Origin of the sequence: Streptomyces sp. NPDC086549, assembly GCF_044746205.1 — a bacterium.
Lineage (GTDB): Bacteria > Actinomycetota > Actinomycetes > Streptomycetales > Streptomycetaceae > Streptomyces.
Genome location: NZ_JBIVBS010000007.1, coordinates 99,878 through 114,979 on the forward strand (window position 1 = coordinate 99,878; position 15,102 = coordinate 114,979).

Genomic DNA, 15,102 nt, shown 5'->3' on the forward strand with positions numbered 1-15,102 from the left:
CGATTTCAAGGTTCGCAATAGCAGCAACAGACCGACCTGGGAGCAGCCCCCGATGGCTCGACACCTCATCACCAGCGCCCTTCCGTACATCAACGGGATCAAGCACCTGGGCAACATGGTGGGGTCCATGCTCCCGGCGGACGTGTACTCCCGGTACCTCCGCCAGCGCGGCCACGACGTCCTCTACATCTGCGCGACGGACGAGCACGGCACCCCCGCCGAGCTGGCCGCGAAGGAGGCGGGCCTCTCGGTCGCCGAGTTCTGCGCCCAGGCGCACGACGCCCAGAAGGCGGTCTACGACGGCTTCGCACTGTCCTTCGACTACTTCGGCCGCAGCTCGTCCTCCGAGAACGTCGAGATCACCCAGCACTTCGCCCGCCGCCTCAACGAGAACGGCTTCATCGAAGAGCGCGCGATCCGCCAGGTCTACTCGCCCGCCGACGGCCGCTTCCTCCCGGACCGCTACGTCGAGGGCACCTGCCCCCACTGCGGCTACGACAAGGCCCGCGGCGACCAGTGCGAGAACTGCACGCGGGTCCTCGACCCCACCGACCTGATCAACCCGCGCTCCGCGATCTCCGGCTCCACCGACCTGGAGGTCCGCGAGACCAAGCACCTCTTCCTCCTCCAGTCGAAGCTCCAGCACGAGGTCGAGGAGTGGGTCTCCCGCCACGAGAAGGACTGGCCGCACCTGGCCTCCTCCATCGCCCGCAAGTGGCTGACCGAGGGCCTGCACGACCGCGCGATCACCCGCGACCTGGACTGGGGCGTCCCGGTCCCGGCCGACACCTGGCCGGAGCTGGCGGCCGAGGGCAAGGTCTTCTACGTCTGGTTCGACGCGCCGATCGAGTACATCGGCGCGACGAAGGAGTGGGCGGACGCCACCGGCGGCGACTGGAAGTCCTGGTGGTACGACGTCGACACGGACGTCCGCTACACGGAGTTCATGGCGAAGGACAACGTCCCCTTCCACACGGTGATGTTCCCGGCCACCGAGCTGGGCGTGCGTGAGCCGTGGAAGAAGGTCGACTTCGTCAAGGCCTTCAACTGGCTGACGTACTACGGCGGAAAGTTCTCCACCTCCCAGAAGCGCGGTGTCTTCACCGACCAGGCGCTGGAGATCCTCCCGGCCGACTACTGGCGCTACTTCCTCATCGCCAACGCCCCGGAGTCCGACGACTCGTCCTTCACGTGGGAGCACTTCACCGCCACGGTCAACAAGGACCTCGCCGACACGCTCGGCAACTTCATCAACCGCGTCCTGTCCTTCTCCCGTAAGCGCTTCGGCGACGACGTCCCCGCGGGCGGCGAGCCGGGCGAGGCGGAGGCGCGGCTCGGCGAGGAGATCGCCCGGCTTCTCGCCGAGTACGAGGAGCACATGGAGGCGCTCCAGTTCCGCAAGGCGGCCGCCGCCCTGCGTGCCCTGTGGTCGGCGGGCAACTCCTACCTGGAGGAGAAGGCCCCCTGGCTGGAGATCAAGACCGACAAGGACGGCGCGGCCCTCACCCTGCGCACGGCGATGAACCTGATCCACCTGTACGCGGTGGTCTCGGAGCCCCTCATCCCGAGCACGGCGGCGACGATGCGCGCGGCCTTCGACCTGACGGAAGACACAGCCGTGTGGGTCACGGCGGACGAGGCGAAGTCCCTCTCCTCCGTCCCCGCCGGCACCCCCTTCACGGTCCCGCCGGTCCTGTTCGCCAAGCTCACGGACGAGGACCTGGAGACGTACAAGGAGCGCTTCGGCGGTCAGGAAGGATGACACCGTGACGACCCCGAACCCGTCGTCCGACCCGTCGTCCGACCCGTCGTCCGACGGGTCGTCGTACTACGTCACGACCCCCATCTACTACGTCAACGACGCACCGCATCTGGGCCACGCCTACACCACGGTCGCGGCGGACGTGCTCGCCCGCTGGCACCGCGGGCGCGGCGAGCGCGTCTGGTTCCTCACCGGCACCGACGAGCACGGGCAGAAGATCCTGCGTACGGCCGAGGCGAACGGCGTCACCCCGCAGGAGTGGGCGGACCGGCTGGTCACGGAGGCGTGGCGGCCTCTCTGGGAGCACCTGGAGATCGCCAACGACGACTTCATCCGCACCACGCAGAAGCGCCACAAGGACCGCGTCCAGGAGTTCGTGCAGGACCTGCACGACAAGGGCGAGATCTACAAGGGCGGCTACGAGGGCCCGTACTGCGTCGGCTGCGAGGAGTACAAGCTGCCGGGCGAACTCCTCGACGGCGAGGGCGAGTTCGCGGGCCAGAAGCTGTGCCCGATCCACAGGAAGCCGGTGGAGCTCCTCCGGGAGGAGAACTACTTCTTCAAGCTGAGCGAGTACGCCGACAAGCTGCTCGCCCACTACGAGGCCAACCCCGGCTTCATCCAGCCCGAGTCCGCGCGCAACGAGGTCGTGAACTTCGTACGGCAGGGCCTTCAGGACCTGTCCATCTCCCGCTCGACCTTCGACTGGGGCGTCCCGGTCCCCTGGGACGACAAGCACGTGATCTACGTGTGGGTCGACGCTCTGCTGAACTACGCCACGGCGGTCGGCTACAACGAGAACCAGGAGAAGTTCGAGTCCACCTTCCCTGCCGACGTGCACCTGGTCGGCAAGGACATCCTCCGCTTCCACGCGGTCATCTGGCCGGCGATGCTGATGGCGCAGGGCCTGCCCCTGCCCGGCAGGGTCGCCGCGAACGGCTGGCTGATGGTCGGCGGCGAGAAGATGTCGAAGTCCAACCTGACCGGCATCAAGCCGCAGGACCTGACCTCCCACTTCGGGGTGGACGCGTACCGCTGGTACTTCCTGCGCGCCATCGCCTTCGGCCAGGACGGCTCCTTCTCCTGGGAGGACTTCACCGCCCGGTACACGAGCGAGCTGGCGAACGACTACGGCAACCTCGCCTCCCGGGTCGCCGCGATGGTCGGCAAGTACTTCGGCGGCGCGCTGCCCGAGGCGACGGCCGCCGGCGAGGCGGAGGCGGCGATCCACGAGGGCCTCGCCCGCGCCGCCGCCGAGTCCGACCGCCGCATCGGGGACGAGCTGGACTTCCAGGGCGGCATCCTGGCCGTGTTCGACTTCGTCAAGCAGGTGAACGGCTACCTCACCGAGCAGGAGCCGTGGAAGGTCGCCAAGGACGACTCGCCCGAGGGCAAGGCCCGCCTGGCGACGATCCTGTACACAGCGGCGGAGTCGCTCCGCGCGGTGGCCGTCCTGCTGAACCCGGTCATGCCGGAGACCTCCCAGAAGCTCTGGGACTCCCTCGGCGCCGAGGCGTCCCTCGGCGCCCTGGCCGGCCAGCGGATCCAGGAGGCCGGCGAGTGGGGCAGGCTCCCGGCCGGCTCGACGGTGACCAAGGGCGCGGTCCTCTTCCCGCGCCTGGAGGAGAAGCCGGGCGCCTGACACCGGCGGCGGACGCGCCCGCCCTCAGGCCGCGTGGCCGAGGGCGAGCGCACCGATCACCGGGGCGGCGTAGACGAGCGGGAACGGGATGTGGGAGTACCACCGCGCCCGCGCCACGGTCACGGCGGCCCCGGCGAAGTAGAGCACCAGCCCCGCCCCGGCAACCACCCCGACGAACGGCACGAACAGCCCGGCCACCAGCCCCACGGCTCCGGCGGCCTTGGCCAGCCCGAGCCAGGTCCACCACGGGCGGGGCACCCGGTAGTCGTCGAGCGCCTTGACGATCCACTGGGCGCGCATGAGGAGGACGGTGCCGGAGAAGCCGGCCATCAGGGCGGCCAGGAGGGTGACGGCGACGTAGGCGATGTGCATCAGAAGCTCCTTCGGGATCAGAACCGGGCACCCAGGCACCCGGACACTCCTCTGACACCGGCGGACAGGCACGTGTGACAGGAACCCGGGGAATTTTCCTCTCACCCCGGCAGCTAGGCTCCCCGCTCATGTCGCAACTCCCTGACCTCGGACAAGCCACCATCGACGCGGTTATCGCCCATGCGAGCGGCGCGACGCTGCCGTTCCAGCGAGCCAACCACCCGGGTCCGTACGCCACCGCCTTCTGGTTCAACGATCTCGTGGCGAAGGACGGGGACGAAGAAACGGTCCGTCAGTACCTGGTGACCGCCGCCGAGCAGACCCGCATGGACCTGGCCGAGGTGACCATACGGCCGGAGCTGTGCGACCCGGCCCCCAGCGCGGAGAAGCTGCTGCTGACCTCCTTCGCCGAGGGCTGGACGCACCTCGACGGCCTGGGCGTGGCCTTGATGCCCACCGGGGGCCTGCACGCGTACGCCGACCGCAAGGGCTGGCGCTGGCGGACCGACGAGATAACCGACGGCATCGCGGCGCGCGCGGAGGACATCGCCAGGATCACCGCCGAGCCGGTCACGGCGTTCGCCCTCGCCCACGACGTGGGCGCGGAGGGGGAACGGGATCAGGCGGTGGTGGTCGGCGCCCTGGCCCGCGCCACGGACGGAACGATCCGCTGGAGCACCGAACTCCCGCAGGGCTGCGTGGGCGCCCCGGTCTTCCTCGGTCTCCGCCTGGAGGGCGACAGCTTCAAGCTGGTCTGCGCCGGCCTGGTCCTCCCACCCGACGACCACGGCTTCGGCCACCACCCGGTGGCTACGTTCGACCACATCCGCACGGCCCTCACCACCGCCACCGTCGCGGACGGCGCCCCCGCCACCCCTCGCGAGCGACGCCGCTGGTGGCGCCGCTCCTGAGAGGCTATGGGAACGGAGCACGGGTCCACCCTCCGCACCGAAGCACAGCAGGTCACGCTCCGGTGCGACCGGCGCTCTTCCCTAAAAGGACGACGGGGAGAAAGAAACCCAACCAAGCCCCACCCCTCCCGCCCGTCGCGCAAACTCACTCCCGCGAGTGAATATGCCCAACTCGGCTGGATTCGGGAGGGGTTGTCTGCCCTACGCTCAGCGCGAGCACCACAACGCAACCGCAGACATGCGACGGCCCCCGCCGGGACGCCAATCCCAATGCGAGGGCCTGACCACCGAGGAAGTAGGGCTTCCCGATGGATACCGAAAACCCTAGCGCGCGCCCGCACGCCCAGTCCCGTATCCCGGGCAAAAACCACCCTCATCGGGACCAGAAAGCGCACCCCGGCGGAGTCATCCACGACAACGTCCGCCACACCACCCGCTTCACGGTGATCGGCAACCACCTCACCCAGCACCGCGAGCTTTCCCTGCTCGCCATCGGTCTGGCCTGCCACATCCAGTCGCTCCCGACCGGCGCCGCCATCGATATCAAGACGCTCACCGCCCGCTTCCCCGAGGGCCCGACCCGTATCGCCGCCGCCCTGCGCGAACTCGAAGCCCACGGCTACCTCCACCGCACCCGTGAACGCATGCCCACCGGCCGGATCGTGACCCGCACGGTCTCCTGCAACATGCCCGGACACAGCGGCACCGCAGCCGACACCTCCAGCAGGCCCACCCGCCGCACGGCCGCCGACAGGCCCCCGCCCCGCAAGCTCCTCCCCTCCGTACCGAAACCCGCATGCGCCTCGCCCGCCCTCCTCCAGACAGCCCTCGACCTCCTCGCCGGCCTCCGCCGCGCAGACCCCCGCCTCCTCCTCTCCGCCACCGACGCCGAACACCTCGCCCCCGGCGTCGCCGCCTGGCTGGAACGCGACCTCACCCCCACCGCCGTACGCGACGCCCTGACCAGGGACCTCCCCCAGGACCCCCTGCGCCGTCCGGCCGCCCTACTGGCCCACCGCCTGGCCGCGCAGCTCCCGCCCCTGCCGCCGTTCCGCGCCCCCGAACCACCCCCGCCCGTCCGGCACCCACTCCGCAACTGCGACACCTGCGACCGCGGCTACCGAGGCCCCGACCCACGCGACTGCCAGGAATGCCGCGAACTCCGGCAACCGACGCGCACGTCCACCTGACGATTCGGCCAGGACCCGACGCCCACCGGAGATCGGCTCGCAGCCGCGTTCACCCCTTCAGGTGACCATCACCAACTGCCCTGTCCTCCTGCTTCACTCACGCGCAGAGCAGGTTGGAACACGCGGACCCCGCCACCGCTCGGGCAGCTCTGCACGAGCTGAGCGCCGTCCTGGACGAAGCCATGTGGGCAGTACGCGGCTGAACTGGAGGCTGGAAACACCGGCAGCTTCCCCCGGGTGTCACCGCTTCCCCGGCCCTGATCGCTCAGCCGACGGAGAGGACCCCGGCGCCGGTCGTGGTCGCCAGCTCCGTCGGCAGGTTCCTGGCGGACGTCTCCAGGCCGGCCGTGAGGGTCGGCGTCCAGTTCACCGTCGTCCTGATCTTCTTCGACGACGCGGCGTTGTAGGCGGCGACGAGGTCGGTCGCCGTGCCGTTGACGAGGTTGCCGCTGCCCGCGACCGAGCCGGTGCCGTCGCCGCTGAGCAGCTTGGAGAGCTTCTGGCCGGACGCGGCCTTCCAGTAGTTGTCCTCCGCGACGACCTGGGCCTTGGCGCGGGAGTTGATGCTGTACTGCAGCGCGTATCCGTTGAGGGTGGTCGTGTCGTAGTAGTTGTTGTAGATGTGCACCTGCCCGATCCGGGTCAGCGGCGCACGCTGGACGATGCCCTTCCACACGTTGTGGTGGATGGAGACGCGCAGCTTGCCGACGCTGTCGGTGTCGCTGCTGCCGATCAGCATCGTCTTGTCGTGGTTGGTGAACTGGTTGCGCTCGACGGTCACCAGGTCGGAGCCCTTGGTGATGTCGAGCTCACCATCGTGGATCTGGTACTCGCGGCCGAAGTACTTCGGATTGGCGCTGTCGAAGCGCGCCGCGTCGGTGAAGGTGTTGTGGTCGGCCCAGACGTGGGTCGCGCCGCGCAGGGTGACCGCGTCGTAGTCCGAGTTCCAGTTGCCGTCGTCGCCGTCGGTCGGGTCCCACTGCGGGAAGCAGTCCTCGGTGGCGGAGAAGGTCAGGTTGCGGACGATGACGTTGTCCACCTTCTCGATCTGGAGCATGCCGCCGGTGATCCCCGCCTTGGTGCCGGGCACGCCGACGATGCTGGTGTTGGCCGGCACCTTGAAGACGACGTTCTTGGCCTGCTTGGTCTGGGCCGCGGCGCGGGCCTTCTCCTGCGTACCCGAGGGCAGCCTGGAGCGGCCGTAGACGGCGGGGTCGTACGCCTTCAGGTAGGCGGAGAGCGAGTACCCGGTGCCCGACGCGTAGTCGGAGCAGGTCAGCTTCTTGCCCGAGTCGTCCGTGTTGGCGTCGATGGTGCCCTTGATCTTGATGATGCGCGGGGCGGTGTCGGACGCCGAGCCCAGCGCCTTCACGAGCTGCGCGCGGGTGCTGACGGTGAAGGTGTGCGCGGAGTCGGCCTTCGAGCCACCGGTCGTACCGGATCCGGAGGACGCCCAGCCGTCCTTGGCGTCCAGCGTCTGGTGGTACAGGTCGGTGCCACCGGCGTTCGCGTTCATCACGAAGAAACCGGCACCGGCACCGGCGACCACGACGGCGGCGGAGACGACGAGGGCGCGCCGCGTACGGAGGGACCGGCGGTGAGAGGCAGAGGCCACGGGGGAGTCCTTACGTGGTTGTGGTTCACGTGCTGGCGTGAAGCCCCGGTGAAGGGGCTTACGACTCCCCAGTTGCCGCCCCGCGCGAGAAGGTTGCCGCGATCGCCCGGCCTCGTCCGCGATCAGCCACCGCGCCCGACCGCTAGGGTCTGTCCCCTACGACCGCACACCTCCCGGGCCACCGAGTGAACCTCCCCGAACCCCACCAGCGCCTGCTCACCGACGTCCTGGCCGTGGCCGCCCCCTTGGCCCTGGCCGGGGGATACGCCCTCCAGGCCCACGGCCTGCTCGAACGCCCGCACGCGAACGTCGACTTCGCGACGGAAAGCCCTGAGCCGATGGTGCGGATCGCCGCCGCGCTCCACGATGCGCTCGTCTCCCGGGGCCGCGAGGTGATCCTCCAGGACACGGACCCCCTCTCCGCCCACCTGTCGGTCACGGACCCGCCGACCGGCACCGTCTCGCTCCTCGGCCTCCACAAGGAAACCTTCTGGAGCCCGCCCGTCCTGACGTCGTACGGCCCGGCGCTCTCCCTGGAGGACGCGGTGGGTACCAAGATCCGCGCCCTCTACGACCGGGGGCTCGCGGTCGACCTGATCGACGCGCGGGCGGCATCGTCCCGCTTCACCCTCCCCGGCCTGGAGGAACTGGCCCGCCGCCACGCCCGGGACGACTTCGACCTGCCCACCCTCCGGACCCGCCTGGAGGGCACGGACTACTACCCGGACACGGCGTTCACGGCATACGGCCTGACGGACGAGGAGATCACCGCCCTGCGGGCCTGGGCCCAGTCCTGGTCGACGGACATCGCCGAGCGGCTGCTGGAGGAGGGGGCTTCTCCGGACGACTGAGAAGCCCCCTCGGGGAACTACGAGGCCGACGCCGACGGAGACGCGGACGCGCTCGGGGGAGCGCCCTCGCCGTCGTTGGTCGCCGCCGAGTCGACGACCACGGTGATCGAGCCCCGGACGCCCTTGGCGATGTTGTCCTTGTGGTAGCGGAGATTCAGGAGGCCGCCCTTGGTGCCGCTCTGGTCGTAGATGGTGTCCTCGGAGAGCGTGGTGCGCGGGGCGGTGTTCGTGTCGTACGGGTCCACGGTCATCGTGGCGATGACCGCCTCCTCGTCGAAGTAGAACTGGCCCGTGTGGCAGGTGTGCCCGCCCTCGTAGCCCGCGTCCGTCCACGTGCCGTCCACGTGCACCTTGGTGTGGATGTGGATGGCACGGCCCCGGTACCAGCCCGGGAAGATCGTCCGGAACGTGACATGGCCGTGGCGGTCCGTGCGCCAGGTGCCGCGGAGGTAGCGCGTGTCGTCCGTGGGGTCCTGGTGGCCGCCGCCACCGCCGCCCGGGGGCGGTCCCGTCGGGGTGTCGGTCGGGGTGTCGGTCGGGGTGCCCGTCGGGGCCGGGCCGCCGCCACCCCCGCCACCGTTGCCCATGGACTCGTAGCCCGAGTACACGCCCACCGCGTCGCAGTGCCAGATGTCGACGGCCGCGTTCCGGACCGGCCTGCACGTCTCGGAGTCGATCACCTTCAGCGCGAGGAGGAGGGGGATCCCCTCGCGGTCCTCGGTGACGTCCTGGCGGAGCTTGTCGGCGTCGATGTAGTAGGGGCCCTCGACCGCCTCCGACGTCAGCACGTAGCAGTCTTCGGGCACCGGGGGTTTGTAGTGCTCGCCGCCCCTCGCGTCCGCCGCGTACGCAGCGCCGCCGAGTCCCACCGCGGCGACCGCGCCCGCGCCGACGGCAACCACCCGACGCCGCGTCAGGTCAGTTGCGTTGTCTGCCTCTTGGGGTTCCTGATCCGCTGTCATGCGCCTGGAAGTTAGATAAGAACGCTGTCAACGAGCTGAGAAAACGGACCTCTTTCGCTCCCTCGCGCGAAAGGGGCCGGAAATCGACGATGCCGAGTGTTCACGTAACGCTCTTACACTCCGCCGCGTGACGTCGGCGCACACCTGGTGCGCCCGGGGGCCGAGGGGAGTCACATCATCATGAACCGACGTGTGTCCCGGCGGAGTTGGGGATCCGCTGCCGTACTGCTCGCCGGACTGTTGAGCGCGCGCCTCTCTGCTGTCGGCCACCCCGGCCGGCGCGGTGCACGGCGCGGTCCCGGGCGACTTCAACGGCGACGGCTACCGCGACGCGGGTTCATCGGCGCGGCCGGCGAGAACAACTCCACGGGCGCCGTCTGGGTCCTCCCCGGCGGTACCTCGGGGCCGACGGCCAGGGGCAGCCGTGTGTTCACGGCCGCCTCGGTCAACCTCACCCAGAACAACGGCACGCTGCTGGGCGGCAACGGCCTGCTCTGGGTGATCTGAGCGCCGTACGCGAAAGGGGCTGGAAACCGGCATCGGTTTCCAGCCCCTCAGGTCGCGTTACTTCGGCTGCGGCTTCCGCACCGACAGGTGCAGCTCCTTCAGCCGCGCCTCCTCCAGCTCCGTCGGCGCGCCCATCATCAGGTCCTGGGCGTTGCCGTTGAGCGGGAAGGCGATGGTCTCGCGGATGTTCGGCTCGTCGGCCAGCAGCATGACGATGCGGTCGACACCGGGGGCGATGCCGCCGTGCGGCGGGGCGCCGAAACGGAAGGCGCGGAGCATGCCCGCGAACTTCTCCTCGACGGTCTCCCGGTCGTAGCCCGCGATCTCGAAGGCCTTGAGCATGATCTCCGGCTCGTGGTTCCGGATCGCGCCGGAGGACAGCTCGACGCCGTTGCAGACGATGTCGTACTGCCAGCCCAGGATGTCCAGCGGGTCCTGGGTCTCAAGGGCCTCCAGGCCGCCCTGCGGCATGGAGAAGGGGTTGTGCGAGAAGTCGATCGCGCCGGTCTCCTCGTCCTTCTCGTACATCGGGAAGTCGACGATCCAGCAGAAGCGGAAGACGCCGTCCTCGAAGTGACCGGCACGCTTGGCGGCCTCGACCCGCACCGCGCCCATGATCTTCGAGACCTCGTCGAACTCGCCCGCGCCGAAGAAGACGGCGTGACCGGCCTCCAGGCCGAGGCGTTCGGTGAGGACCTTGACGTTCTCCTCGGTCAGGAACTTCGCGATCGGGCCGGAGAGCGAGCCGTCCTCGGCGACCCGGACCCACGCGAGGCCCTTCGCGCCCAGCGTCACCGCGAAGTCACCGAGCTGGTCGAAGAACTTGCGGGGCTGGTCCTGCACGGCCGGCACCGGCAGCGCACGCACGTGCTTGCCCGCGAACGCCTTGAACTCGGAGCCCTCGAAGACGTCCGTGATGTCCGTCAGCTCCAGCTGGGCCCGCAGGTCCGGCTTGTCGGAGCCGTACTTCAGCATCGCCTCGCGGAACGGGATCCGCGGGAAGGGGGAGGTCACGTGGCGGCCGTTGCCGAACTCCTCGAAGAGCTCGGTCATCAGCTGCTCGATGGGCCGGAAGACGTCCTCCTGCTCGACGAAGCTCATCTCGACGTCGAGCTGGTAGAACTCGCCCGGCGAGCGGTCCGCGCGGGCGTCCTCGTCGCGGAAGCAGGGCGCGATCTGGAAGTACCGGTCGAAGCCGGAGATCATCAGCAGCTGCTTGAACTGCTGCGGGGCCTGCGGGAGCGCGTAGAACTTGCCCGGGTTCAGACGGGAGGGGACCACGAAGTCGCGGGCGCCCTCGGGGGAGGTGGCGGACAGGATCGGCGTCGCCATCTCGTTGAAGCCGAGCGCGGTCATCTTGTGGCGGATCGCGGAGATCACCGCCGTACGCAGCATGATGTTGCGGTGCATGCGCTCGCGGCGCAGGTCCAGGAAGCGGTACTCCAGGCGCCGCTCCTCGTTGACCCCGTCCTCGGCGTTGATCGTGAAGGGCAGCGGGGCGGCGGCGCCGAGCACCTCGACCTCGCCAACCTCGATCTCGACCTCGCCCGTCGGCAGGTCCGCGTTCACGTTCTCGGCGCCTCGCGAGACGACCTTGCCGTCGGCGCGGACCACCGTCTCCTTGGACAGCTTGTCCAGGGCCTCGTACGCGGCCGTGCCGGGACGGGCGACGAGCTGCGTGATGCCGTAGTGGTCGCGCAGATCGATGAAGAGGATGCCGCCCAGGTCGCGCCGATTGTGCAGCCAGCCACTCAGCCGGACGTCGGTACCGACGTCAGAGGCGCGGAGCTCGCCGCAGGTGTGGGACCTGTACCGATGCATCGTCGTTCATCCAGCCTTCGCGGATCGGGGTCTTTGTCTCGGGTTGTTTCACGTGAAACACGACCAGCGTACCGGGCACAAGAAGATCGCCCCCCTCATTACCGGAGCGGGGAGCAGTGGCACTTTTTGATTACATCTTCTTAAAGTGGGGCAATGCGCACTGGCGAGCCCCTGCCCGCCGTGGGGGACGTCCTCTCCTCCCTCGCGACCGGGCTGTGGCACTGGGACACCGCCACCGGGCTGGTCACGATCGACGCGGAGACCGCTCGGCTGCTCGGGTTGCCTGCCACGGAAAGCAGCCTCACTGAGGCCCAGGCACGCGCCCGCTTCCACCCCGTCGACTGGAACGAGAACACCAGCATCATGCGGCTCGCGTCCACGGAGGGGACGCTGGCCGAGGTACGGCTGCGGATCATGGACGAGCAGGGCCGCATCCTCCGTACCGTACGCAGCCGTTTCAGGCCCGTGCACGACCGCAAGGAACACGTGTACCGGGTGACGGGCACCCTCCAGGAGGTCACCGAGCCGACGCCGGGCACCGCCGCCCGCACCCCCGTCACCGGTGACTGGCGCCGCTCCCGGGAGGCCTTCCTGCTGGACGCGGGCCGGGCGCTGGCCGAGGCACGGTCCACGGCGGAGGTGCTGCGGGTCGCGGCCGGACTGTCGATGCCGGGCTTCTCGCCGGACGGACTGGCCGTCTTCGGGGTGAAGGGCGACCGGCTGACGATCATCGGCCATCACGGACAGGAGACCGGTGACGAGGCGCCCTTCGGCGAGATGCCGCTGGAGACGGACTATCCGGCCGCGGAGGTGGTACGGAGCGGCCGTGCCGTCTATCTCTCCTCCCCCGAGCAGTACAGGTCCCGCTACCCGGCCACCTGGCCGCTCGTCCAGCACTTCGGCCGCCGGTCCTGGGCGTATCTGCCCCTGACCGTGGCCGGCCGCACGATGGGCGCCTGGCTGGCGGCCTTCGCCTACCAGGTCGCCTTCACGCCGGACGAGCGGTCGGTGCTGACGACGGTGGCCCGCATGCTCGCGCAGGCCCTGTCCCGGGCCGGGACCGCCGAGTCCGAGCGGGAGCTGACCGACGGGCTGCAGCGCTCCATGCTGCCCACACTGGGCCCGGAGATCCCCGGCCTGGGCGTGGCCGCCCGCTACATTCCGACCGGCGGCGGGCTGCAGGTCGGCGGCGACTGGTACGACATGATCCCGCTGCCCTCCGGCAGGTACGCGCTGGTCATCGGGGACGTCCAGGGTCATGACGTGCGGGCCGCGGGTCTCATGGGCCAGCTGCGGATCGCCCTGCGCGCCTACGCCTCCGAGGGCCACCGCCCCGACGCGGTCCTCTCACGTGCCTCCCGGTTTCTGCACGGCATCACCGACTGCACCAGCGACGACACCGACCCGCGCTTCGCGACCTGCCTGTACGTGGAGGCCGACCCGGTGTCCGGTGTCCTGGAGATCGCCCGCGCCGGGCACCCGGACCCGGCGATCCGCATGGCCGACGGGACGGTGATGATCCGGCCGACCGCGGGCGGGCTGCCGCTGGGCATCGACCCGGACGCCGACTACCCGACGACGCGGTTCGCGCTGGAGGCCGGCGAGACCATGATGATCTGCACCGACGGTCTGATCGAGACCGGCGGCCACGACCTGGAGAGCGGCTGGCAGCGCATCCGCGCCATCCTGGAGGACCACGAAGGCGACCTGGAGTCCCTCGCGGACGCCCTGGTGCAGGCCGTGCACGGGCCGTCCTCGCACCAGACCCCCGGGCCGCTGGCCGACCGCCGCGAGGACGACATAGCGGTGCTGCTGCTGTGCCGGCCCGGGGAGAGCCGCGGCTACGACGACACGACGTTCGTACGGCCCATGGTCCGGCGCACCGTGCTGTCGGTGGCGCAGGCCGAGCCGGAGCGGATCGCCGAGGCCCGGCAGCATCTGCGCGAGCTGCTGCACGACTGGCCCTCCACCGACCAGGTGGACACCGCGGCGCTGCTGGTCTCCGAGATGCTCACCAACGTCCTGGTGCACACCGACACCGACGCGCTGCTGCTGGCCGAGGTCACCGGGGAGCCGGGCGAGCGGCGGATGCGGGTCGAGGTCACCGACGCGGGCGACGACCTCCCGCACAAGCGCCGCCCCGGGGAACTGGCCTCCTCCGGGCGCGGCCTGGTGCTGATCGAGCTGCTCGCGGACGCGTGGGGGGTGGATCCGCGGGGCGAGGGGAAGAGCATCTGGTTCGAACTGTGCGAGAAGCAGTGACCGGGCGGTGGCGTACCGGGTGTACCGGGTCCAGGCAGTGGTTGGTGTACCGGGTCTACACGGCGGCGTGCCAGGTCCAAGCGGTGGCGTACCAGGTCTACACGGCGGCGTGCCAGGTCCAAGCGGTGGCGTACCAGGTCTACGCGGTGGCGTACCGGGTCCTGAGCTCGTGGACGACCCCGAAGGCGGCCGCGGTCAGCGGTACCGCCAGCAGCATCCCGACGATGCCCGCGACGGACGCCCCGGCCGTGATCGCCAGCATCACCACCGCGGGATGCATCTGCACGGTCCGGCTCTGGATCATCGGCTGGAGCACATGCCCCTCCAGCACCTGTACGGCGGCCACGACGCCGAGCGCCCACAGCGCGATCACGAACCCCCGGTCGGCGAGCGCGACGAGCACGGCCACCGCGCCGGAGAGGAAGGCGCCGAGGTAGGGGATGTAGGCGCCGACGAAGACGAGCGCGCCCAGGCCCGGCGCGCCCGGCACCCGCAGGATGAGCAGTCCGATGGTGATGCAGGTGGCGTCGATGAGCGCGATGACGGTGGTGCCGCGCATGAACCCCTCGACGGCCTCGTAGGCCCGCCGCGCCATGGCCTCCAGGGTGTCGGCGCTGTCGCCCGGGGAGACGGACCGCAGTGCCTCGACGGCCCGGTGGGAGTCGCGCAGGAAGAAGAAGACGAGCAGCAGGGCCAGTACGGCCATGGCGATGCTCTCGGCGACCACGCTGACCCCGCTGATGACGTTCGAGGCGGCCGTCCCGCCGAACTTGCCGAGCAGGTCCTTGGAGTTCTCGGCGATGTCGTCCAGCGAGGTCCCGGCCGCCCCGAAGTGCTCGGCGACGGACCTCCCCGCGGCCTTCAGCGAGGAGACGATCTGGTCCCCGCTGTCGATCAGCGCGGCGACCACGATGTACACGGCCCCGCCGACGACGGCGACGACCGCGACACAGGTGAGCCCCGCGGCCAGCGACCGGTGCACCCCGGCCCGGACGCACCGCCGGTACAGCGGCCCGAGCAGCGCGGTCCCCAGCAGCGCGAGCAGCACCGGTGTGACGGCCGTACGGAATGTCACGCACAGCCGGATCCCGACGTACGCGACGCCGGAGACGAGCAGGATCACCGCGCACCAGGCGGCGAGGCGGCGGACGGGGGCGGGCAGCAGCTGCACACGTCCAGCCGATCACGCACGCGGCCGGGCTGTCCT

12 protein-coding genes are annotated in these 15,102 nt (G+C 70.1%); 7 read left to right on the forward strand and 5 right to left on the reverse strand.

The genetic code is table 11. The features are described from left to right. Nucleotides 1-52: 52 nt before the first annotated feature. Together metG (ACIPSA_RS23005) and metG (ACIPSA_RS23010) are read left to right on the forward strand one after the other, a co-directional pair. The gene (metG, locus tag ACIPSA_RS23005; RefSeq protein ID WP_402637842.1) at nucleotides 53-1,762 is read left to right on the forward strand and encodes a methionine--tRNA ligase; all 1,710 of its coding nucleotides are present in this window, start codon (nucleotides 53-55) and stop codon (nucleotides 1,760-1,762) included. A gap of 4 nt (nucleotides 1,763-1,766) precedes the next feature. Beyond that, nucleotides 1,767-3,404 carry a methionine--tRNA ligase gene (metG, locus tag ACIPSA_RS23010; RefSeq protein WP_402637843.1) on the forward strand — a complete coding sequence of 546 codons (1,638 nt, stop codon included), beginning with the start codon at nucleotides 1,767-1,769 and terminating at the stop codon, nucleotides 3,402-3,404. Between the two features lie 24 nt (nucleotides 3,405-3,428). Here metG (ACIPSA_RS23010) and ACIPSA_RS23015 read toward each other — a convergent pair whose 3' ends face one another. Then, on the reverse strand, nucleotides 3,429-3,776 hold the full coding sequence (locus ACIPSA_RS23015; RefSeq protein ID WP_402637844.1) for a DoxX family protein: 348 nt from the start codon (nucleotides 3,774-3,776) through the stop codon (nucleotides 3,429-3,431). 128 nt (nucleotides 3,777-3,904) lie between these two features. Here ACIPSA_RS23015 and ACIPSA_RS23020 point away from each other — a divergent pair, with 128 nt between their 5' ends. Then, complete coding sequence (locus tag ACIPSA_RS23020) at nucleotides 3,905-4,687, forward strand: hypothetical protein (protein WP_402637845.1); 783 nt, start codon at nucleotides 3,905-3,907, stop codon at nucleotides 4,685-4,687. Between the two features lie 308 nt (nucleotides 4,688-4,995). Further along, nucleotides 4,996-5,877 (forward strand): helix-turn-helix domain-containing protein, encoded by an 882-nt coding sequence (locus ACIPSA_RS23025; RefSeq protein ID WP_402637846.1) that lies wholly within the window; start codon nucleotides 4,996-4,998, stop codon nucleotides 5,875-5,877. A 265-nt stretch (nucleotides 5,878-6,142) separates the two neighbouring features. Here the strand turns inward: ACIPSA_RS23025 and ACIPSA_RS23030 are convergent, their stop codons facing one another. After that, entirely contained in the window at nucleotides 6,143-7,492 is a 1,350-nt protein-coding gene (locus ACIPSA_RS23030) for a polysaccharide lyase family 1 protein (protein ID WP_402637847.1), read from the reverse strand. 185 nt (nucleotides 7,493-7,677) lie between these two features. Between ACIPSA_RS23030 and ACIPSA_RS23035 the strand changes: the two genes are divergently transcribed. Further along, the gene (locus ACIPSA_RS23035; RefSeq protein WP_402637848.1) at nucleotides 7,678-8,343 is read left to right on the forward strand and encodes a hypothetical protein; all 666 of its coding nucleotides are present in this window, start codon (nucleotides 7,678-7,680) and stop codon (nucleotides 8,341-8,343) included. Between the two features lie 17 nt (nucleotides 8,344-8,360). Here the strand turns inward: ACIPSA_RS23035 and ACIPSA_RS23040 are convergent, their stop codons facing one another. Continuing rightward, nucleotides 8,361-9,305 carry an intradiol ring-cleavage dioxygenase gene (locus ACIPSA_RS23040; RefSeq protein ID WP_402637849.1) on the reverse strand — a complete coding sequence of 315 codons (945 nt, stop codon included), beginning with the start codon at nucleotides 9,303-9,305 and terminating at the stop codon, nucleotides 8,361-8,363. 180 nt (nucleotides 9,306-9,485) lie between these two features. Between ACIPSA_RS23040 and ACIPSA_RS23045 the strand changes: the two genes are divergently transcribed. Further along, nucleotides 9,486-9,812 carry a hypothetical protein gene (locus ACIPSA_RS23045; RefSeq protein ID WP_402637850.1) on the forward strand — a complete coding sequence of 109 codons (327 nt, stop codon included), beginning with the start codon at nucleotides 9,486-9,488 and terminating at the stop codon, nucleotides 9,810-9,812. Between the two features lie 57 nt (nucleotides 9,813-9,869). On the opposite strand, the gene aspS is transcribed toward ACIPSA_RS23045, so the two are convergent. Then, the gene (gene aspS, locus ACIPSA_RS23050; protein WP_402637851.1) at nucleotides 9,870-11,633 is read right to left on the reverse strand and encodes an aspartate--tRNA ligase; all 1,764 of its coding nucleotides are present in this window, start codon (nucleotides 11,631-11,633) and stop codon (nucleotides 9,870-9,872) included. A gap of 153 nt (nucleotides 11,634-11,786) precedes the next feature. Here aspS and ACIPSA_RS23055 point away from each other — a divergent pair, with 153 nt between their 5' ends. Next, on the forward strand, nucleotides 11,787-13,895 hold the full coding sequence (locus ACIPSA_RS23055) for a SpoIIE family protein phosphatase (protein ID WP_402637852.1): 2,109 nt from the start codon (nucleotides 11,787-11,789) through the stop codon (nucleotides 13,893-13,895). A gap of 139 nt (nucleotides 13,896-14,034) precedes the next feature. On the opposite strand, the gene ACIPSA_RS23060 is transcribed toward ACIPSA_RS23055, so the two are convergent. Beyond that, entirely contained in the window at nucleotides 14,035-15,066 is a 1,032-nt protein-coding gene (locus ACIPSA_RS23060) for an AI-2E family transporter (RefSeq protein ID WP_402637853.1), read from the reverse strand. Nucleotides 15,067-15,102: the final 36 nt, after the last annotated feature.